Genomic DNA, 20,983 nt, shown 5'->3' with positions numbered 1-20,983 from the left:
TGCAGTTCACTGAAGACAGAGCGTTATCACCCAGGATGGGAAAGTAGGATAAAGAATGCCTGATGGGCACTATCGTCAATTTCTGTGGGTTGTGTTTCTCAATTATTTTGTTCAAAATAGTTGGTCCGTTCTGCTATTATGGCGCGTGTTGGAAAAAACCCATTCAGCGGAATGGATGGCTTTTGCCTTAATGTTAGGCACAGTTGCTGATGTTTTTGTCGGTTTGCTTGGACCCCAAAGAGGGGGTGGGCAATCGATCGCAACCGTCATCCTTTTTCAAACCCTCATTATGGGTGTCGGTGTTTTTTTAGCACCACCATCTTTGGTGGGATTATTGGTTGTTGCTTTCATCAATGGATGGTTGTCAGGCCGCATTGTTCCTTTGCTTCAGGCACATCTTATGCGTCATACGCCTATGAACCGTTTGCGCCAAGCGTCCCGTGGCTATGAGTTGGCCTCGCGCTTTGGGATTCTCTTAGGCCCCTTAGCGGCGGGTTGGGGCTTGGCAAACCTTTCATTTTCACGACTTGTTTTGAGTATTACGGTATTGCTAACCACCGCTTTTTTGCTTGTTAAGCCGCTTCATACCACGTGGAGTGGATTACCGCGTCCGGTACATCAACAAAAGTCATTGCCCCAGTTTATGGTGGCTGTGCGGCAAATAACACATGATTCGTTTCTTCGTCTGGCATTAGCGATTCGTGGTCTAAATAATCTCCTATGGCCGGCTTTCACGTTGGGCATTCCTTTGCTAGTGCTCAAGCAATGGCACCATGGATCATTAGGCTATGGGGTCATACGGTCTACGTGGGGTTTGAGTACTATTATTGGCACGGTGTGGCTTCTCCCGCAAATCCGGGGATCTCTCAAAAAGTTCTATTTCGTATCATGGACCATGACCGGCATCGGGTTTGCCTTGCTCGCGTTAAGCCCGTCTTATTATTGGGCTCTGGGAGCTGCAATTGTCGGCGCCATTGCCTCTCCAGCCGTGCATGTTGCCTTAGATACCCATATTGGAGAGCATATTCCTGCGTTAGATCAAGGTCATGTGTTTGCGGTCCAACAGTTTGTCATGTCCGGGCTCGGTGTGATGGGACTGGGTGTCATGGCCGCATTATACAAAGTTTTTCATCCACAAACGGTCTTGAGTTTAACCGGAATGGTGATGATTAGTGCCGCAGTCATCGGATTTTGGTACTACTCTCGTCATGTTGTACCCAATCAACCCGAAATGTCAACATAAACATCTTTCCGGTTCCATGCATCCTGATAACCAAGCAAGAGGAAATGACCTGAAGGACTCATGGTGAGGATAGGAGAATGCGACCAATTAGACATCATCTGAACAGGGATCGCATCCGGAGGCGGCCACAAGAGGCGCTGTAATCAGGCGGACATTGAAGTCAATGGGCGCTTCCCGAAAAGCATCCCATGTTGGAGGCTTCTCCCCAGTCAGTTGAGCCAACTTTTGGGCCTGGTGATATTCGCGGACTAATTTGCGATCATAATCACCCGTTTGCAATGTCACGTCCCATACCGCCAGGCTAAATAAGGCCACCCCGATCAATTCTAAAATGATCATGCAAATCCTCTCCTCATTCTTTTGATAGATCTTGTCTTGTCGTTTAACTGTGTAAAAATACGCATTAGTCAAATTTAAACATATTTTGAATCCTTTGCCCATCAAAATATCGACAAAATTCCAGAATAATTTTTCATGCTGTCCTCATCCTTTATAGCCGGGTGTGGTTAGTCGCATCATGTCGGGCAATATTCAGCGCTCCTTTTAGTTTCCGCACAAAAAAGGAGCGCTGAATATCGTCGTCGCCCGTTTGTTATGAGTGTTGTGGTGAATTTCTGGCTAAGGCATGGTATATTCTGAGTCGTTCGGAGAGTTAATGGTTATGGTCTTACCATGAGAGTTTGTATACACAATTTCTGTGACCGGCCCCACATTGTAGAAGGCTTTATTCCCTACGATGTAACCCCATTTTTGGGCATTGCTTTCTGGGGATAAGTCCGAAAACGTGGCCGTATTGCGGAGAGCGGAAGGTTTTGGCCAGTGGGCGACCACACTTTCTACAATTTTAGCGGCACGATCGGCTGCTAAGACGCCATGATACGTTGACGGATACCATGGGGAATCCGAAATACCCCGCACAATTAGCCATGGAATACCCATTTGTGTTGTCACATAAGCGAAGCCCATTCCTTCATTTTCACCGGCATCTGACGGGTATAAAGCGTTTTGGGCAGCCATCCAGGATAAGGGCTCCGTCCATTGATTGGCACTCCCAATGACGCCTTCTATGACATGGGCGGGTTGCGATCCCGACTGGTCGGGATTGCCGGTAATGTCGCTAAGGGGGGTCGTTCCGAGAACCGCTTGAGAATGCAATGCCAGCGTGGCAAGAGTTTGAGAACCGGCTAACGCTTCGAAATAAACATAGTGATGCGAGGGATGCGAAGAACCATAACCAAAACTTGACGCATTATGGGGACGTGGTCCAATAATACCATATCCGCCAACGATCGCATGTGACTGCAGTGAACGGTGCGTGGTAAGCATTTCCACTCCGGTGTAAGGCGTGGCATCACCCTGATTATGATAGTGTAATGATGATTTGTCGACGACAAATCCACTAACCACAACATCTCCCACGTGTACGGAGGGATTGCGGGCACCAGCGGTACCGGCTAACAATGCGCCTTTTAAATGGAAGGTGAGAGCCATTAAGGTCATGGCCAGTTCCGCCGCATATTCTTTTTCGCCGCTTCGTACGTCTACCACAGGTTGACCCGCCAACGTTCCCACATAAAATACATATCCATCTTTGCGAATTGTGGCTTGGACTTTCATAGCCGCCAATATGGGGGCCTGTTCCATGGCCATAGGACTCATGATGCCTATCCGCGGAATTTGCCAAAAACTCAATTGGTGGCGAGGCGCCGGTGACGCGGAAGAGAAGGGGGAAGAGGCCAAGAGCGTGGTGCCCCATGTAAATCCTGTCAGAGAAAGTAATGCTATCCACGACAACGATTTCATACCATGTCTCCTTAGTTATTATGATGGAGCATTAGGAAACCGGAAGACATTTTTATGGTACCGTGTCGCTTAAATGGTTTTAAGATGCTCAACAAAAGTTTGTTATCTTGCCCAATTTTGTGGACTGATTTCTTACATTGGGATCTTGCGATTTTCATCATTTTTTGTCGATCTAACAATAATCTTTTCTTTTCGACAATTATTGACTATAATACGGTGTATTCCTCACTATCGCATCACAGATCTTTAGAGCATTACCTATCAATATTTCGACGATTTATCGAGCGAAGACGCTGGATCGGGATATCTACCGGTCATTTGTCTGTCCTTGTCCTTACATCCAATGGCTACAGGAGGTTGTCCATGAAGAACGTCTCACCTTTCATTCTCAGTGCCACCATTCTGGGACTTATTACGGCTGGCTGTGGGCAGAGCTCGACGACCGCGCCATCTTCTTCTACGTCGACATCGCCAGCACCCTCGACGGTCGTGGTCGCTTTGCCTGTGCAAACCACGCCAAATTGGTTTTTTCCGGTTCTCGCCTCAACAGGCTTTACTGACACTAATAGTCAGATGAATTTTATGATGTATAAGCCGTTAGTGTACATCAGTAAAACAGATGGTATTGACTACGCTAAATCCTTGGCCACAAATATTCAATATAATAGTTCAGGCACACGCTATGTCATTACGTTAGGTTCTAAATATCGTTGGTCAAACGGGAAACCGGTTACTGCTCAAGATGTGGTGTTTACTTGGGATATTATCAAAGCGGCCAGTGAAAATAATGCGCCTTGGTCCTATGGGGGTGCGGGTGGCGGCGGAATTCCCTCCGATTGGACAAGTGTGCAAGCTGTCGGTTCCCATAAGGTTGTGGTAACCTTAGCTCACCCGGCCAACCAATCGTGGTTTATTCACAATGGTCTCGCGCAAATCATTCCTGTTCCCAAAAGTGCGTGGGACAAGTATCCCAATAACATGAACCAAGAACTTACTTATATCAAGAGCATTGCCAATGTGCCAACCGCCGCCCCCTTCAAAATCGTTGACGGGCCTTTTCAATTTTCCCAAATGCAACCCAACAATTATTGGGCATTTACTCCTAATCCGCATTACGGCGGCCACAAAGCGACGATTAAAAAGATTGAATTTCAATACGAAACGTCGTCGGCTAACGAGTTCGCTGGACTGAAAACCGGTACCGTTGACGTGGGCTATCTACCGCCATCTTTATGGGATTCCAAGTCTTCACTAAACCATGTCGACCGTTATTGGAGTGGCTATGCTTTTGGATTTAACATGGCGCGTGTCAATCAAAGTCCCGATGCCTTGGGGGGATTGGGACCTGTCTTCAGTCAAAGATATGTTCGGGCAGCCTTAGAAATGGGCATCGACCAGCAAGGCATTATTAACAGCTTCTATCATGGTCAAGGTGTCACAGAAGATGGTCCGGTTCCTTCTAAACCACCAACCCAATTTTATGATCCGGCGTTGAGCCGAGCTCCTTATCCCTTCAATCCGCAAGCCGGAAAAAAGTTGCTGGAAGCTCACGGCTGGCATATGGTTAATGGGGTGATGACTAAAAATGGAATTAAATTGGCGTTTCCTCTCATTTACACATCCGGTAGCAATACCATTACCGATGTGGTGCAATTAGTCAAAACTGACTGGGCTAAAGAAGGCATCCAAGTTACTCTCGTGCCAGAACCCTTTGATAACGTGATTCAAACTATGCATTCGAATCCTGCCAAGTGGGATGCCGCGTTTTGGGGTGGTGGGTGGACCTATCAGCCCGATTATTATCCCACTGGCGGTGAATTATTTGCGACAGGCTCTGCGGCCAATGCGGGTCATTACAATTCGACGACGATGAACCGTCTTATCCAAGCCTCTTATGCTCCAGGGACTCCCGCGCAGACCAAAAAAGCGTTATTCGCCTATGAAGCATGGGCTGTTAAGGATATACCGTATTTATGGTTTCCGTGGATTGCACAATTTAATGAAACGGCTAACACGGTCCATCATGTCGAGTCAACATTTAATCCTATTACCGACTTATATTATCCAAACTATTGGACGACAACAAAATAGCAGTGACGGGTCCATGAGTCCTGCACACAAGATGAACCCGCGGATGGTAATGTATTTGTCCGCGGGTTTTTTCATCAAGTTCCTCACGGCCTTCTCTGTCGGGGGGCGACAGTCATCATGTCAGATGTAAGACACAGCCTTGTTGACTCCAGTGCTATGAGGACATACGGTGAATTCACCAAATTCGCCTTTGAGATAATTAACTACTCAGCTTTTTCATGGTCAGTACGACATGACGGTACGGATTTGGTGGATATACAAACTCTCACCAAACTTTAAGACGTGTGTTTTCCGGCAATAGCTATAGCATCCAAGAGCAGGGGAGGAAGATACCCTGGGGCTGGTTGCAACATTCCAGCCGGAATCCAGTGCGGCTGACGTCCCACAGCAATCAATTGATCACGTAAGGCAGAAAAGGCATTTATGCTGACAACCGTATTTTTGACTCTTCCCAAGACTTCTCCATGTTCAACGTAATAAAGCTCACTGGCGTTGCCCGCAATGTCTCCTCGTAGTGGGTTTGTGGAACGCCCGCCAATCCAGTTGCCCAAAATTAAACAGCGGGGAACCAAATTCATGAGATCGCTCAAGCTATATTGTCCAGGTTGAACCACCAAACTCGCCGGAAGGGGTTGGGGAAGTTGGTTGATCGCCGGACGGTAGCCCATGGCGGTCGATGGGATGTGTAATTCACTGGCGGAAGCTTGATCCAGCACAAACGACCGTAAAATTCCGTTCTCGATAAGCGGCTGCACACAAGCGAGCTGACCTTCATCATCATACAAACTGGTACGGGGTCCCCCGGACAATGTCGGATCGTTAATTAAAGAGAAGTCGGGTGACAAAACCCGCTCATGGATGCTGTCTTCCCACGGGCTACTATGGTTGATTAAATGAGGACCGCTTAGCCGGGATAGGACCGGTAAGAGCAAGCTCATGCCCACGGCGGGCAGAAACACGATAGGATATTGTCCGTCGGGGAGGGTAATCTGCTTCTCCGTCCATGTCCATCGCTGTTGGATATCTTCTATGAGTTTCACGGGGCGAGGACATGTCTTACCGAGTGTGGAGGAAGATAACTGAACAAAATCAGTTCCCCGCACATCTCGGATGCCAAGATTAGCGTGCCAATATTGCCGCATTTGCTGACTTTGGGTTCCCTTTGATATTTCACGGGCAGTCTTTTGTCGGGAAAAACTGACCGAGACATGAATGCGCGTTGAAGAGGGTAAAAAGGCTAACGCGTCCCGTATTTCTTGAACCCACTGTAGCATCACGGTCAAATCGGGTGGAGAATCGTCAACGACCGTAGTCATATCATCACCCGGGAAGGAAGAAAACGAGATAGCCGAAACGGGTCCTAAGGCACTGGCTTGTAACGCTTGCTCTTTTAATTCCGGCCAAGATGCAGACCGGGAAATGGCACTTCCCAAACGCCCATCGTGTACCAAACGAATTTGTCGCACATGCTGTTCTCCATGATCTAGCCTAGGAATTTGTCCTGTTTGCCACTGCAAAGTCCAGTCGTGTTCGGTAATGTCGACAGCTTCTCCATTATCCTCAACAGTCCAGGGGACTGTTGGCGAATTGGCTGGTTTATCAAAAAACGTCTTCATGATTTTTTCCCTCCCACTAAACAGTGCTCGATTCGTAAAGAGGGCGCATGATGACTGACTGGTAGCGGCATCTGCCCGGCTTTACCACAGCCTCCACCACTTTCAAACCGGGTAAAGTCCGTTCCTATCGCGCTGATATTGGCGAGGGTAGTAAAAACATTGCCCGTTAAGACGGCATTTCTTAAAGGACGGGTGACGTGTCCGTCTTCGATTAAATACGCTTCTCCTGCGAGAAAGGTAAACAATTCTCCGTTAGTTTGTCCTCCATGACTGCCCTTAGCATAAATGCCGCGTTTGATTCCTTGAAACATATCAGGTAACGGGGTATCTCCGGGTGCAATTACTGTATTGCGCATGCGAACAATGGGAGGAAAGCGATAATGAAGGGCCCGCGCATTTCCAGTAGGCTCGTCACCCAAAGCTGCGGCCGTTTCTTTAGAATGAAGTCGGCCCACTAAAATTCCCTCTTTAATCAAATCGACGTCGTGCGCTTCCACACCCTCATCATCAATCGGTAAATAACCTCTTGATCCGACATCCCTACCCGTATCATAAATATGCAGATTCGGTGGACCAAAACGCCGACCTAACTTCATCGTCTCGAGAATACCGGCATCACCGATTTGACCATCGGCCTCACTCAAATGGCCAAAGGCTTCATGTGCAAACACACCGGCTAAATGCGGGTCGATCACCACAGTATATTCTCCGCCTTCAATTTCGGGAGCACTTAACAGGGCTATAGCGCTCTTAGCCGCTTCTTCAACTTCCTCAGTGAGAAGACGGACAACCCCAAAATCATCGGATGATCCAAAGGACACAGCACGTTGGGCCACGCCGTGGTGATCACGCGCCATCACGACGATAGCGCCGCCTAAGTCCAATTTTTCTTGTTCAACTTGGGTGCCCAGATTATTGATAAACCATAAGTGACGGTAACGGTCGAAATAGCGGCCGGTAACCGAACGAATCGAGGGAGAGTATTGGTGGGCAATATCGGCATAATGCATAAGTAATTGGCTTTTGATATCGACAGGAACTGCGCGCGGATCTTCTTTGATCAAAAGCCTTTGTGTAATTTGAACCGGAGCAGCTGCAGACATGGTCGAGCTCGTCCCTAAGTGGCGACTCAACTTCGCAAGTAACAGAGCAGTTTGCACATGTTGTTCAATATTATACCAGCCATCAAAATGCACAAACCCAAAGGCTCCCTCGCTCAATACGCGCACATTGCCACCAATATCCATACTATGTTCCTGACGCTTAATTTGATTGTCCACCGTTTCAATCTGAGTGGATTCGTTAATTTCTAAACGAATCTCGATGTATTCGGCAGAAATCTTCTGTAATATCGCTTGCAGTGTACTTAAAACACCATCATAATTCGTAGATAATTCAGCCATTTTTCCTCCTTAAGGTGTTTCGCCATCATCCTTTTAATATCTGGATTATCAATTCGCCGGGAACAGGAGAAATTCCTGTAGCTGGCAAAGTTTTTTAACATGTGCCAAAGCGCACTTGATGGGTTTTTAACCACTTACGGTAAAAGACTGATAAACGATCTGCACGAATATGCAATTCCCGGTCATCTAAGGGGAGTAATTTTGGAATTTGTGACTCGACAATCCTGCGATCCTGTTCTGCTAGGGTATCTTGAAATTGTCGCAATGTGTCATCCGGTAACGCATTATCATGATATGCTAGATGAATCACCATCCATGCCTGGGTATGCGTGGGGTCTTTTGGTGTGGCAAATAGATCTAAACCAAAATATCCCGAAGGCGTCTCCTTAATTAATTGGGCCGTATAAGGTCCAACCACCCGGTAGGTATAGGATACCTCGGCAGGTTGGCCCGAACCGTCGGGATTAGGCTGGAAGACCCGTACTTCAGAGGCCTCGATACCCCATGCATATTCTTTAACGGGATAATCAACAATTTCAGGGTGATCGATGGAACCCAATAGACCTTGATGGACGAACGAAAAATGAGCGACATCGAGAAAATTTTCGACGACGCGCGGCGCACTTGCGGCAAAATCATAAGGGCCACACAGCACGGTGCGTCCCGGTGACTGGGAACAATCTGGTACTGGCAGAGTCTCGGTTGATAAAGTGACAAAAGCTAAGTCATGAGAGATATGTGTCTGTAGCATCGTTAGTCGTGCCCGGGGAGGTGGTAGGCGATGCTGGGCTGGGATATTCGTACATCGCCCCAACGTATCGAATTGCCACCCATGATAGGGACAAACTATGTGATCCTGGTGAATAGACCCAAGCGACAAGGGCGTTCCCCGGTGCGGACAGGAATCATACCCGGCATAAAGTTGATGATGCGATTTCCACAGGAAAATAGATTGGTCAAGGATTTGGATAGCGATCGGTTTGTTATCTGGTAGACTCCTCATGTCTGCCACGGCAAACCACTGTGCCATTTCCATATCCGTTCCTGCCATCTTGTCCTCCAAGAATACCCCAATTTGGCCGCGTTACAAGCGCCTTTATCTTGGCATAGCCGCTTGTAATCTGTCTATGAGTGGGTATCGTCTTTGTGCACACTGACAAAAGACAGAGAATGGTTGGCAACAAGTGTGATGCATCGTTTGCCAACCATGATGATTCCTGATAAGTAGAGAGAAGCGGGAGTTTTGTAGAGTGTTAAGGACGTCCTATTGGCCAATCCCTAATTTATCAAGAATAAATGCATATTCCTCGGCTGTTTCCCGGATCCGAGAATAGCGGCCAGAGGCTCCACTATGGCCAGCACCCATGTGAGTCTTTAATAATAATTGATGGGTATCTGTTTTCATCTCCCGAAGTCGTGCCACGAATTTTGCGGGCTCGAAATACCCGACACGAGGGTCATTTAATCCGGTATAGATGAAAATGTGGGGATAATCCTTGGATTCAATGTTGTCATAGGGACTGTATGATTTCATATAGGCATATGCCTCAGGAAAATGCGGATCACCCCATTCGTCCCATTCCAATGTGGTTAGAGGAATCGTTGCGTCAAGCATTGTCGTGACGACATCAACAAAGGGGACTCCTGGAACAACCACTTGGAATAATTCTGGAGCCATATTCAATACCGCTCCCATTAATAAGCCTCCTGCACTGCGTCCTCGAGCCGCAAGTTTTTGGGGAACGGTAAATCCATGATCAATTAAATAGCGGGCTACCGTAATAAAGTCTGTAAAGGTGTTGCGCTTATTCATTAATTTCCCTTGTTCATACCACCAGCGACCCCGTTCTGATCCGCCTCGAACATGCGCCGTCGCCAAAATGACACCGCGATCCAGCAGGGGAAGCTTGCTGGGATCAAAGTGAGGTTCTGTGCTCATACCATAGGACCCATATCCGTAGAGAATAAGCGGATGCGGACCTTCTTGGAGAAGTCCACGGCGATACACCATAGAGACTGGTATGTCGACACCGTCGGCCGCGGTGACCCATAACCGTTTCTGTTCATAATTTTGTGGTTCGTATCCTCCGGGGACCTCTTGTTGTTTTAGGATCGTCAACTGCCTGGTTTGCGGGTCTAAACCATAGGTAATGGTCGGTGTCAGAAAGGATTCATAATGAACCAGAATTTCTGTCGCATTAGCATCACGATTAGGCCCCATACTCACGTAGTATAAGGATTCGGGCCACTGTAAGCGGGTTAATTGACCCTCGTGATAAATCCAAAGCTGCGTTAATCCCTCTTCACGTCCAGATACGATTACGCATTGGGCAAAGGGATACACGTGTTGCAAGTATTGGTTATCGTTGTAAGGAACCAGCGCTGTGCAATTTGGAGATGAGAGTTGGCTATCTGGACAAGACAGTAGGGTGAAATTACGCGCTTCTTTATTGGTCAGAACAATAAATTGATGATGCCAATGTTCCACAAAGTACAAAACATCGGTTTCTCGTGGCCAAAATACTGTCCACGATCCCTCTGGCTCTTGAGTCGGTAATACACGAATTTCATTTGTTCGTTTATTTTGGGAAGTGAGCAATAGATATTGTCCGTCCAAGGACTTCGTTAACGATAGAGTATAAGTAAGGTCGGTTTCCTCGTATATCAAAACATCGTTGCTCATGACATCGCCTAGGCGATGTCGCCATAATTGAAAGGGACGTTGGCTTTCATCGACTTTCAAATAATACAAGAATTGTCCGGACGCATCCCACTCTACACTGTGCTGCAAAAATATATTGGGAGTGCTATCCGGAAGGAAATGGTGATCGCGCAGATCCAAGATACGCAATGTGTACCGGTCTGTTCCATCATGATTTTCTAAGAACGCCAAAAGCTGATGATTGGGACTGACTTTTTGTACGGTAACGCTGAGAAATTCACCGGGTTTTGCTAGAGTATTCAAATCCAGGATAATTTCTTCGGGCACCTGTGTTAATTCTTGTCGCGTGTTTGCCCGCTTCCGCGCATAGATGGGATACTCTAAATTGGCGACCATACGCTTGTAATAAAAATATGGGCCATCTTGTACCGGTATCTCGGTATCGTCTTCGGCAATGTGCGAGCGAATCTCCTTGGCAAGCTTTTCTGTCAAGGGCTCCAGAGGTTTCATGGCCGATTCAAAATATTGATTTTCTTCTTCTAAATAACGTATAACTTCTGGATTATTTCGTTCGCGAAGCCAATAATAATCATCAGGACGGATATCACCGTGCAATTGATGCCAATAGGGCTTTTTTGGAGCTTTTGGTGGGTTAACCATATTTTTGATGATCCTCCCATTATGTGTCGGTTATCTGTAAATATGTTTTGTATAGCTTCGTGATGATTCTCAAACATTCCTGCTAGATGTCCAAGAAAAGATGCACAAATCGATGCAAGGAATGCCTTGAGCGTAAAACATTCATGCTGGGTCGTCTTGTGATTTTCTTGCGAACTCTATAATGTCAGGACCGCGCTACACGGCGTAAAAATAGAGCGCTAGTCCCTTCTGCGATCCGTGAACCTTGAGGAATCAGGCCTAGGCGAGGGGGCATAATGAGGATAACATTTCGTGGCATGCGGGGAGGCTGTTGAAACCGTGAAACTTAAAAACCGAGACCAGTCCCATGAAACGCGCCATTATGGGCGCCGTTAACGATAATGAAACCGACTCCGTATCGTAATCACAGTCTTTCACTGTCTGGCTATCATTATATTTCAGCGTGTCTTAAACGCGCCAATCCCCAATCCTGGCATTGCACTCGGCCAAAGCATCGTCTTTCGATTTACCGGCGTGTCGAAAAACATTTAGAATGGTGGCGCATGTATCTCAACCGCGACGATCTTACGCCGTCGCAGCGGTACCATGCGAATCGACGGTTTATGCATTATTGGGTCATTTTGTTAAGGAACCATTATTATCCCGATGTTCTTTAGCCGCCACCCACATCATAGAAATGGCTTCAGCCCACTCTAATGAGCTGAAGCCACCATTTACAACGACACTCACAACGAGCATCTATTGCGCCTTAGCTTGCATCACTGATAGCTCTTGAGAAGAGTTCCGCATCAGGATAAAGAAGAGTAATCCCGTGAAAACCGGTCCAAAATATGCACTTAAATCGGCGCCCCCAAACCAGTGCGTTGATAAAGGACTGACCCATAAAGCCGAATTAACCGTCCAAAAAGTTGCAAATGCTCCCACAAATAAGGCAATCAACGCCCGCCAATTCACACCCCCACTGTACCAATACGCACTACGCGGCGAAGAATCCACGAGATCGGCACTGTGATATTGACCTTTGTACATCCAATAGTAAACCAGATAAATGGCCGTCCACGGTCCAATCACAAGAATATTGAGACTTAAAAAGTTTTCGAAAAAGTTCACGAATCCCGGTGAAATAAATAACGCATATAATGCAATGAGTGTGCAGATGGCCGCATCCACGATAACAGCGAGATACCTCTTCATGCGAATACCCATGGACAAAAAGCTCATTCCTGAACTATACGAATTCAAATAGTTCGCGGTGACATCGCCCAGAATTACGACGACGAGAAAAGGAACAACCGCCCATGCCGGAACCGCATGCGTGATTGCTAAGACAGGATTTTGGGCGTAGGCTTTGGCATTGATAAAGGTTCCCAGCAAAATGCCTAAACTCATCACGATAAATGATGCAATTCCCCCACCTAAAAATGTGAACCAAACAATTTGTTTGGATGGCGTGTCTTTGGGTAAATATCTGGAATAATCGGCAGCAAAATTGGTCCATCCCCACACAGTTGAAATTAATCCAATAGACAGGGCAAGAACAAAGGTGGGGAATGGGCCATCAGCTGCCATAGATTTTACAGAGGGAGCGAAACCCCAATTTACATGGGGAATCACACCAATAAGTAATAAGACTCCACTGACAGCTAAGGCATAGGCAAGAATCCGCTGCATGAGCACAACGGTCGCATGGCCAAACAAAGGAACAATATAGGTCAACGCAATCGCCACGATCAGGGCAATAATCGTTGGAACGGTTCCGGAACCGGGACCTCCCATGATTTGAGACAAGCTCAACAAGGCATAGACCGTCAATACCATCGTTACCGCTTCCCAACCAACAGCCGAGAGCCAACTAAAAAACGCAGGAACGACATTGCCTTTGATTCCAAATGCTGCCCGCGAAGTGGTCAGGGTGACAGTACCCGATTTCGGTCCAGTGGCCGAAGCCCAACCTAAAATAGCAAAGGAAATCGAACACAACACGGCAGCGACAAGGGATTCCCACACATTGAGGCCAAGAGCCGTAAATAACTGTCCTATAATCACCCCAGTGAATGTTAAAACAGCAGCAAACCACACAAAAAACAGTTCTTTGGGTGTTCCATGACGTTTACTCGGCGCAATAATGCCTATGCCTTCGGTCTCAATCTGAAACGCCTGATCATTTTGAATCATTGGATCAGATGCCACCCCATCTCCCCCTTTTCTCATTATGGTTTCTAACATAATTACGCGGTGTCATTCAAAATTCTAACATATATAAGATGACACAGCTTAAAACTCTTACATTTTTGGGATCGTATCCAATTTTTCTTTGGACAAAATCTGATAAAACAACGGAGCGGCACTGACAAGGGTGAAAATCCTCAACAAGGGTCTACATCACAGCGAGAACGACCTCGGTAGGACTTTGCCATTCACACGGACACGTACCGTCATCCCGTTACCCTCAAGGGAACATCAAGACGTAGTGGCGCGCCCTGTTGGTGAATAAGCGGCGGCGAATCCGGAGTATTGCCCCATGTTTTCAAGACGGTCGACGCCACGGTGGTTTCCCCAAAATCTCGGGCGACCTTCACCATGGGAACATTCAATGATCTATAGCTGGGGGATGAATGAGAAACCGATAAATCACGTCAAAAGAGGGAGGAGGTATTATAGGATGTTCAAAGATTTGGCGAACCAAAACTTGCATATGCCGAGACAACAGCACAAAGATGACGACAAACATGCCTAAACTCACAAGAAGCCATAGATTAAGTGTGGACGGTGAAAGGTTTTTTAAAAGAATAAGCCATAAAATCGTCTGACCCAATAACATGCTATAAAATGTATAGACAGTGCGGTAAACGCTTTGCCATTTTTTAAGCCACGCCCATCCTTCTACACTGGATGATTGCCACCGGTACGGCCAGTCACCTTGGAAATGGAGACGGACAAGCCGGTTAACAGCATAGAGTCCCTGAACAATCATGAGAATTTGCAGGAGGAACACATAGTCACTTCCTCTCTTTCTTATAGAGTAGATTATCGTGTTTTTGCTGCTGTGCCTATTACTATCGCTACGTTTAATTTTTCAAGGAAAATTGTCTTGGATCTGATGAGCAAACGAACTGACGCCTAATGAGCGCAATTTCTGTAATTAGAAGACAAAACATCGGGATGTTCAAGATTTTTCGACAAAATCTGAATGACACAAGCTGTCATGCTATGCATAATTCATATTGGTAAAGAATAGGAGGAGAGTTCCTAAATGTCCAAACCCGCTTCATCACCTGTACCTCGACAAGCTCGTGAACTAGCACAAGCTCGTTCATTGGCTGCCGGTGGTGATGCCATGATCGAAGTGGCTATCGCCCTGTTAATTCTTCATCGAACCCATAGCCCAGCGGCTCTTGGTCTGGTGCTCTCAATGCCTTGGTGGGCTGGCATTGTCAGTCATTTAACGAGCACAGCATGGATTGATCGTGTATCTCGTCGTCTAATCTTGATTTGGGGAGATATTTTACGTGCGGTGATTGTGCTAGCCATTGCGATCATTCCTTCATTGGTCGGCGACACTATCGGCTATTTTTTGTTATTTGGGGTTGCTGCTCTTTATAACAGTGCATTTCAAGCGATGACTCCTGTCTTATCAGGTAGTCACCTAAAAGGTATGATAAGTCTCATTCAACAATGGGAATCCTTAGCTAGTGCAGCTGCCTATATTATCGTAAGTGTGGGCTTTGTCAAATCGAATACGATTCCATGGATATTTGCATTGGCTGCTGTATTATTTATTTTTTCCGCACTACGAATTGGTACCATTTCCGTAGACAAAACGTCATGGCAGCCTCATGAAGATCCCTCTGCAATGGCGACATCGACCCAACAACAATATCGTGAAGCTTTTATCGCCTTTCAAGCCAACCGAACTTTGTCATTATTGACAGTCGTTAGCTTTTTTGGCGCAGCCCTGGTATTTGGTGCCAATGTGTTAACGGCCCCCGCCATGCACAGGGTGTGGCATCAACCGACCGCTCGATATGGGTGGGCTTTGTTAGCTATAGCCATTGGACAATGGTTAGGCGGACGCATAATTGGTACCCCCAAAGTGCAGCAATTGACCTCTAAGGGGCGGATCATTATCGGATTTTCCGGTTTGTCCGTAGCGTTTTTCGCGTTAGGAACGTGGCATTTTATTGCGATTGCCATGGTTATCCTCGTAGCAGCTGGAACCGCAAATGCCGTTGCATCACGCGCCATTTCGGAATGGATTCAAACATATACACCAAAACATCTGTTAGGACGAGTGATGTCTTTACGAGGTTTATTTTTAATTTCCGGTGCAGGATTAGGTACGCTTCTCGCCGGTGTGGTTGCAAATCACTTTGGGGTCATCACGACGTTTTATTCTTGGGCTGTGTTAGGAGGATTAATTGTCTCTGCAACGATATTAATTCCCTTCCATCACGTCACAGAATCATCCACATCCCAGCGTGCTTTTAAGTAGAAGGAAACAGACTCGAGGCTTTACGACACAGAACTGAAAAACTTATTGTTTCCATCTATTCGAAAGTGAGAGAGTTCACAGCGATCATTGTGAACTCTCTCACTCATTTTTATGATCTTGGTATTATTACTTTAGTAGGTTTTTGACGCGTGCGGGTAATCAGGCAACATGATGGTGTCCAGATTGTTCATGTTGTCCTGAGGCATGGCGGATGGCAAAAATCTGCCACAGCCCAGCCGCCAAAACCACGACACCCATCAGCATCGTAATCCACAAGGCGCCGACAAATCGTTCAAAGTGGTAAAAGAAGGGCGTTAAACCCATATACAATCCCATCAATGCAAGAAGGTAATAACGCCATATCATGCCTTCTGTGGTTCGTAATGCCCACAAGCTTCCTGCCAAAATGAAAAGTCCTAAAATAATTGCGGTGGTAGTATAGGCGCTCGAGTGCATGGGATTAAGAGCCCACGCTGAAATCATGAACCAAGCGCCAACAACCGCCATAACGATGTTTCGCCAGCTCATAATCTCCGCCTCCTTACCTGTGATCGTCTTCAATTATTTGAAAAGTACGAGGTTCAGGGCTTTTGCCCTAATTTTCATGTATCACAAGAACACGGAATGGAAAAATTTGAAAAACGTCCTTAAAAGGTAAATAAAGTCAAAGGCAATCAATCAATCTAGAAAAATTTTAGGATTTCGCATCAATTCGGCCGTTTTTATTGTTTTGTTCGTCGAAAGATAACGGGCCCAACTGTGATGTCTTTTTGGCATAACAAGCCCCTCGCCGATGTGTTTCCTACAACAAGACATATCAAGAAAGTCACGGTACGACTATGGACCTGTTCACCCTTTTAGAAGGCGATGCATATTTTTTTACGCCACGGTAACCCTAGGCCAATAATGCCATTGCATGGGAATTGAGGGGCAAATAAAGGTGGCTGTTCTCGGTAGTTTCCTTCTTTACACGGGTTTCTTAATCATCATAAGTCGGCGAAGCGACAAGAAGACCATCCCCATTGAGACATTTCGAGAAGGGAATCGGCAGCTCGGCGCCTGGACAATCTTTCTAATGGTTACAGCCTTATGGAGCTCTTCGCTCATTGTCGTCGAGATTGATACAGCGTATCGGTGGGGCGTGGCAGCCATATGGTATGGAATTAGTGTTGGGCTCATGTCCCTCTTGGTTTCAATATTAATTCCGTGGTTTCGCCGTCATCACTACGTTTCCAACAGTGATCTCTTAGGACAACGATTTGGGGGTACTGTCCGGCGTTTAAGCGGAATCGTCATTGGGATAACCTTTCCTATTTTTGCCTTGTCCAATGCCCTAGCGGCCGGAGCTGTGGTACACGTCTTGCTACACTGGCCGTTATGGGTGACACTTTTTATTACGACCGCCGCATTGGTAACCTATATTCAATTTGCCGGCATGATGTCCTTGGCCAAGACACAAGGCCTAAATTTTGCCATGGTGGTTACGTCTCTTATATTAGCTGGTATCAAACTTGGCCAACTGGTTCATCATCATCATGGGTCATTTCTTGATTCTCCCAGGCCCGCATTCTGGCATCTCTTTGGAATTGGTCATGGAACCATTTGGGTTTGGTTCGGTATGAACATCTTAAACGTGTTCTCCGCCCAAGCAGAAATTCAAACCGTGGCAGCGTCGAAAACTCGCCTTGCTGCCCAACGTGCCATTTGGTTATCAACAGGAGTCCTCATATTGATTACCATTTTTAGCGTTTGGTTAGGCATTCAAGCCCGCGTGTTAATGGGGCACTCCAATCAAGAAGGTTTAATGGCATTTTTTCGTCTTGTACTCCAACATAGTTCACCAGGGTTCGATGTGATTTTTAGCGTCGGTGTGTGGGCGTTGGCCCTCACATGGTGCGGACCCTTGCTTTTTTCGGGAGCAATTAGCGTGGGAGGCGATGTCATCAATCGGTCCCACAGTGTGCGCACGCTTCGTTGGGCCCTCGTTATAGAAGCCGTATTAATGGTCTTATATACCACGATGCGTCCTGATAACATTGCATGGTGGCGTGTATTTGGCCTGACCCTTCGCAATGCCGCGGTTGTCGGGCCAACGTTGGCCGTCATTTTATGGGATGATTTAAATCCCACCACCGTGATAATAGCGATGATAGCCGGTATTGGTGTGGGAGTGGGATTTAATGCTTGGACAGATTTTTCTGTAACACATTTTGTCTGGGGCATTAATCCGATGTGGTCTGCAGCCACAACCAGTTTTATTGTTCTTGCCCTGTCGCGGTTATGGACACGGCGTCAATACAGATCGGCATTGGGAGGTATGGGGCTATGGCTTTTATTCGCCATACTCTTGATTAAGACGGAACACAAAATATTTTCGGCTGGTCTCACCGGCCTAGGACTCTTAGTGTTGGGCGTGTCATTTATGATTTTTGCTTGGTGGCGAACCAGATCTTCTGACCCTATTGACACCACGACTCATATTCTGGAGCCCGAGGGGCACTAGCAAACCACTAACTCTCGACAGGTCACATGGCTCTGAGCGATCCTGATTTGTGTATTGAGGTGAAGGGTCACTCCTTAAAGATGAAGGATCTTGGGTTGACTGAGCACGGAATAGCGATCACAACTGACGATATGATCCATCACCACACCAACGGCTTGGCAATAAGAATAACAAACCGTGGGACCGACAAATTGAAATCCCCGGCGTTTTAAATCGCGACTTAAGATTTCTGACAGCGACGAATAAGCTGGTATTTGATCCCACGACACGTATTGATGAATTTCTGGACTGTAGTGGACAAACGACCATAAATATTTAGCAAATGATCCCCACTCGGCTTGGACCCGAACAAAAGCCTTCGCATTAGTTATTGCCGCTTGCATTTTTAACCGGTTACGAATTAATAGTGGGTTGGATAATAATCGTTCCATATCATTATTGTTAAATTGAGCGACACGTTCAGGGATAAAATTACAGAATGCTCGCCGAAATTCCTTGCGTTTTTTGAGTACGATAAGCCAACTTAATCCGGCTTGCATACTCTCCAGCACAAGCATTTCAAATAATTGGTTATCATTCGTAACCGGGACACCCCATTCATCATCATGATATGCTTGATACAAGGAATCATTTGTGGTCCAACCACAGTCCGCCATCAAAATGCGTCTCCTATCTCAAATCGCTTTATAGTGCTTCTGTTGTAGTTTACAGGACTTTTATCCCGGCCCTAGTTCTCTTTCCGCTGGCTGCTCCGTTGTAGCAGAATCTGACCGTTCGAATTTTTACCGCAGCGTGTTGAACCTAGGCCAAATATGACCATGATGTTTCATAGTAAATGATTTTGATCCTTAAAAGAAAGACAGACTGTGGAGACTGGTATTAATGGTTACATGGCTCGGTTGTTCACCTGTGATGGGTGTTCCGGAAGTTCCTGGTTAAATAACCTACGGGCATTTAAAGTGGTTTGCCATGCCCAGTCTCGTTGATTTGGAAACGTGTGATTTAAATAATGTATCAGTTCGGCAATGTCTGCGGGTTCACTAACTGATTTGTCTGGATGATGAGGCCATGGGCTGTCTGTTTCAAGCACAATACTGGAAGGGGGAAGCAACGACCATAAAGCTTGATCCCGCTGACGCCAAATCACATCCGGTGTCACACCAACAAAATATTGGCGATGGACAATTTCTGTAATAATCTCTTTCGGCGCTTTCAACCAGTGAAATACAACCCGATGCAAATTCGGGAACTCTTCTAAAATTCTAAGCATTGGTTCGGTACTGGCATGAACGGCATGAATAATGACCGCAAGATTTTTGCGTTCTGCCCATCCCAGCTGAATATACAGACCATCCCAATTACGATTGAATTCCTGCCGCGTCAAAAACCGGTAGGTTGGCAATCCTATTTCGCCTATGGCGGCAATGGGTTCTTGTTCAAGAAGACGAGCGACTTCTCGAATGTCATTTAGCGAATAAGGGTGCTCAGGATGTAATCCAATGCTGCGTAAAAAACGCAGGCCAAGAGGCGCGAGGACTTTAAGGCATTGCGACTGTTGGTAATAGGCCTGAGGACCTATTGCAACGAGTACCCAGTGCGTGACACCGCAATTTATTGCGCGTTGTACGGTATCTTTAAGATGATGAACTTGGTCCAAATGTACGTGAGTATCCCACATTTCCATAATGGCATTATGGCATATTTATTGTAATCGATTCAGCCTATGGCCCCTGATAATTCATAGAGTAAAGAGGGATTGACGCGATGAACGATAATAAACTGCTAGAAATCCAACAGGCTACCATTATGTGTCGCCAGTGTCCTCGTCTTGTCGATTGGCGAGAACGAGTCGCCGTCCAAAAGGTCAGGCGGTTTCGCGATCAAGAGTATTGGGGGAAGCCACTGGCTGGATTTGGCGATCCTCATGCTCCAGTCGTTATTATTGGCTTAGCGCCTGCTGCTCACGGTGGCAACCGTACTGGTCGTATGTTTACGGGAGATGATTCAGCTAGTTGGCTAATCAATGCCTTACATGAGACAGGATTTGCCAATCAAAACACAAGCGAACACAAAGATGATGGTTTGGTACTAAGCCATGTGTATATCACGGCTGCGGTGCGTTGTGCCCCACCACAAAATAAACCGACCCGTCAAGAAGCTGCCAATTGTTTTCACTTTTTGGTTGAAGAGTTGGATGTTCTTAAACCTCGAATCGTGATAGTCCTCGGCCGTTTTGCTTTTGAAGCCTTTCGCCGGTATCTCAATAATCGCGGCATAAATACTCGCGGACTTAGCTTTGCTCATGGAAAACAAGAAACTTGGACGATTAATTCTCACAGGCTTACCTTGTTAATGTCCTACCATCCGAGCCGCCAAAATACCCAGACCAAAAAATTAACACACGACATGTTTTTGGAGATTTTTCAACGAGCTCAAAACATTTTACATGACGAAGCCCGTTGTTTTTGAAATGCCAATAATATAAGCAGTATGCACAAATAAAAATCTAA

At 46.4% G+C, this 20,983-nt stretch carries 17 protein-coding genes; 5 read left to right on the top strand and 12 right to left on the bottom strand.

Annotated elements, in window-relative coordinates; all coding sequences use genetic code 11:
• Window positions 1-55: 55 nt before the first annotated feature.
• A complete protein-coding gene (locus B8987_RS15910) occupies window positions 56-1,243 on the top strand; it encodes an MFS transporter (protein ID WP_084661697.1) in 1,188 nt (395 codons plus the stop codon).
• A gap of 87 nt (window positions 1,244-1,330) precedes the next feature.
• On the opposite strand, the gene B8987_RS15905 is transcribed toward B8987_RS15910, so the two are convergent.
• Window positions 1,331-1,582 (bottom strand): hypothetical protein, encoded by a 252-nt coding sequence (locus tag B8987_RS15905; RefSeq protein WP_020374409.1) that lies wholly within the window; start codon window positions 1,580-1,582, stop codon window positions 1,331-1,333.
• A 279-nt stretch (window positions 1,583-1,861) separates the two neighbouring features.
• Entirely contained in the window at window positions 1,862-3,046 is a 1,185-nt protein-coding gene (locus B8987_RS15900) for a 5'-methylthioadenosine/S-adenosylhomocysteine nucleosidase (protein ID WP_020374410.1), read from the bottom strand.
• 363 nt (window positions 3,047-3,409) lie between these two features.
• Here B8987_RS15900 and B8987_RS15895 point away from each other — a divergent pair, with 363 nt between their 5' ends.
• Window positions 3,410-5,137, top strand: a complete 1,728-nt coding sequence (locus tag B8987_RS15895; protein WP_020374411.1) for a peptide ABC transporter substrate-binding protein — start codon at window positions 3,410-3,412, stop codon at window positions 5,135-5,137.
• Between the two features lie 275 nt (window positions 5,138-5,412).
• Here the strand turns inward: B8987_RS15895 and B8987_RS15890 are convergent, their stop codons facing one another.
• The 7 genes from B8987_RS15890 to B8987_RS15865 all read right to left on the bottom strand — a co-directional run bounded on the left by B8987_RS15890 (window position 5,413) and on the right by B8987_RS15865 (window position 14,473).
• Window positions 5,413-6,753 carry a TldD/PmbA family protein gene (locus tag B8987_RS15890; RefSeq protein ID WP_020374413.1) on the bottom strand — a complete coding sequence of 447 codons (1,341 nt, stop codon included), beginning with the start codon at window positions 6,751-6,753 and terminating at the stop codon, window positions 5,413-5,415.
• Window positions 6,750-8,156, bottom strand: coding sequence for a TldD/PmbA family protein (locus tag B8987_RS15885; RefSeq protein WP_020374414.1), 1,407 nt, complete (start codon window positions 8,154-8,156; stop codon window positions 6,750-6,752). The genes B8987_RS15890 and B8987_RS15885 overlap by 4 nt, the downstream gene beginning before the upstream one ends.
• Window positions 8,157-8,250: 94 nt before the next feature.
• Window positions 8,251-9,207 carry an aromatic ring-hydroxylating oxygenase subunit alpha gene (locus B8987_RS15880; RefSeq protein WP_020374415.1) on the bottom strand — a complete coding sequence of 319 codons (957 nt, stop codon included), beginning with the start codon at window positions 9,205-9,207 and terminating at the stop codon, window positions 8,251-8,253.
• 213 nt (window positions 9,208-9,420) lie between these two features.
• Entirely contained in the window at window positions 9,421-11,478 is a 2,058-nt protein-coding gene (locus B8987_RS15875; protein WP_020374416.1) for a S9 family peptidase, read from the bottom strand.
• A 738-nt stretch (window positions 11,479-12,216) separates the two neighbouring features.
• Window positions 12,217-13,668, bottom strand: a complete 1,452-nt coding sequence (locus tag B8987_RS15870; RefSeq protein WP_020374418.1) for a purine-cytosine permease family protein — start codon at window positions 13,666-13,668, stop codon at window positions 12,217-12,219.
• Between the two features lie 245 nt (window positions 13,669-13,913).
• Entirely contained in the window at window positions 13,914-14,060 is a 147-nt protein-coding gene (locus B8987_RS19745) for a hypothetical protein (protein WP_157782364.1), read from the bottom strand.
• An 8-nt stretch (window positions 14,061-14,068) separates the two neighbouring features.
• Window positions 14,069-14,473, bottom strand: coding sequence for a hypothetical protein (locus B8987_RS15865; RefSeq protein ID WP_020374419.1), 405 nt, complete (start codon window positions 14,471-14,473; stop codon window positions 14,069-14,071).
• A 258-nt stretch (window positions 14,474-14,731) separates the two neighbouring features.
• Between B8987_RS15865 and B8987_RS15860 the strand changes: the two genes are divergently transcribed.
• Window positions 14,732-15,970, top strand: coding sequence for an MFS transporter (locus B8987_RS15860; RefSeq protein WP_020374420.1), 1,239 nt, complete (start codon window positions 14,732-14,734; stop codon window positions 15,968-15,970).
• Window positions 15,971-16,129: 159 nt separating this feature from the next.
• Here the strand turns inward: B8987_RS15860 and B8987_RS15855 are convergent, their stop codons facing one another.
• The gene (locus B8987_RS15855; RefSeq protein ID WP_020374421.1) at window positions 16,130-16,498 is read right to left on the bottom strand and encodes an SPW repeat domain-containing protein; all 369 of its coding nucleotides are present in this window, start codon (window positions 16,496-16,498) and stop codon (window positions 16,130-16,132) included.
• Window positions 16,499-16,910: 412 nt separating this feature from the next.
• Here B8987_RS15855 and B8987_RS15850 point away from each other — a divergent pair, with 412 nt between their 5' ends.
• A complete protein-coding gene (locus B8987_RS15850; protein ID WP_081503238.1) occupies window positions 16,911-18,473 on the top strand; it encodes a sodium:solute symporter family protein in 1,563 nt (520 codons plus the stop codon).
• A 74-nt stretch (window positions 18,474-18,547) separates the two neighbouring features.
• Here the strand turns inward: B8987_RS15850 and B8987_RS15845 are convergent, their stop codons facing one another.
• On the bottom strand, window positions 18,548-19,129 hold the full coding sequence (locus B8987_RS15845) for a DNA-3-methyladenine glycosylase I (RefSeq protein ID WP_020374423.1): 582 nt from the start codon (window positions 19,127-19,129) through the stop codon (window positions 18,548-18,550).
• 230 nt (window positions 19,130-19,359) lie between these two features.
• On the bottom strand, window positions 19,360-20,157 hold the full coding sequence (locus B8987_RS15840) for a TatD family hydrolase (RefSeq protein ID WP_020374424.1): 798 nt from the start codon (window positions 20,155-20,157) through the stop codon (window positions 19,360-19,362).
• 80 nt (window positions 20,158-20,237) lie between these two features.
• On the opposite strand from B8987_RS15840, the gene B8987_RS15835 reads away from it, so the two are divergent.
• On the top strand, window positions 20,238-20,942 hold the full coding sequence (locus tag B8987_RS15835) for a uracil-DNA glycosylase (RefSeq protein WP_020374425.1): 705 nt from the start codon (window positions 20,238-20,240) through the stop codon (window positions 20,940-20,942).
• The last annotated feature ends 41 nt before the right edge of the window (window positions 20,943-20,983 follow it).

The sequence above is a fragment of the Sulfobacillus thermosulfidooxidans DSM 9293 genome, assembly GCF_900176145.1.
GTDB classification, from domain to species: Bacteria; Bacillota; Sulfobacillia; order Sulfobacillales; family Sulfobacillaceae; genus Sulfobacillus; species Sulfobacillus thermosulfidooxidans.
Note: the sequence above shows the minus strand (reverse complement) of the source record. Positions and strands in the feature narration are given on the sequence as shown.

Coding starts and splice junctions, on each gene's coding strand:
- B8987_RS15910 (WP_084661697.1), top strand. CDS start 56: ATGCCTGATGGGCACTATCGTCAATTTCTGTGGGTTGTGTTTCTCAAT.
- B8987_RS15905 (WP_020374409.1), bottom strand. CDS start 1,582: ATGATCATTTTAGAATTGATCGGGGTGGCCTTATTTAGCCTGGCGGTA.
- B8987_RS15900 (WP_020374410.1), bottom strand. CDS start 3,046: ATGAAATCGTTGTCGTGGATAGCATTACTTTCTCTGACAGGATTTACA.
- B8987_RS15895 (WP_020374411.1), top strand. CDS start 3,410: ATGAAGAACGTCTCACCTTTCATTCTCAGTGCCACCATTCTGGGACTT.
- B8987_RS15890 (WP_020374413.1), bottom strand. CDS start 6,753: ATGAAGACGTTTTTTGATAAACCAGCCAATTCGCCAACAGTCCCCTGG.
- B8987_RS15885 (WP_020374414.1), bottom strand. CDS start 8,156: ATGGCTGAATTATCTACGAATTATGATGGTGTTTTAAGTACACTGCAA.
- B8987_RS15880 (WP_020374415.1), bottom strand. CDS start 9,207: ATGGCAGGAACGGATATGGAAATGGCACAGTGGTTTGCCGTGGCAGAC.
- B8987_RS15875 (WP_020374416.1), bottom strand. CDS start 11,478: ATGGTTAACCCACCAAAAGCTCCAAAAAAGCCCTATTGGCATCAATTG.
- B8987_RS19745 (WP_157782364.1), bottom strand. CDS start 14,060: ATGGTGAAGGTCGCCCGAGATTTTGGGGAAACCACCGTGGCGTCGACC.
- B8987_RS15860 (WP_020374420.1), top strand. CDS start 14,732: ATGTCCAAACCCGCTTCATCACCTGTACCTCGACAAGCTCGTGAACTA.
- B8987_RS15855 (WP_020374421.1), bottom strand. CDS start 16,498: ATGAGCTGGCGAAACATCGTTATGGCGGTTGTTGGCGCTTGGTTCATG.
- B8987_RS15845 (WP_020374423.1), bottom strand. CDS start 19,129: ATGGCGGACTGTGGTTGGACCACAAATGATTCCTTGTATCAAGCATAT.
- B8987_RS15840 (WP_020374424.1), bottom strand. CDS start 20,157: ATGGAAATGTGGGATACTCACGTACATTTGGACCAAGTTCATCATCTT.
- B8987_RS15835 (WP_020374425.1), top strand. CDS start 20,238: ATGAACGATAATAAACTGCTAGAAATCCAACAGGCTACCATTATGTGT.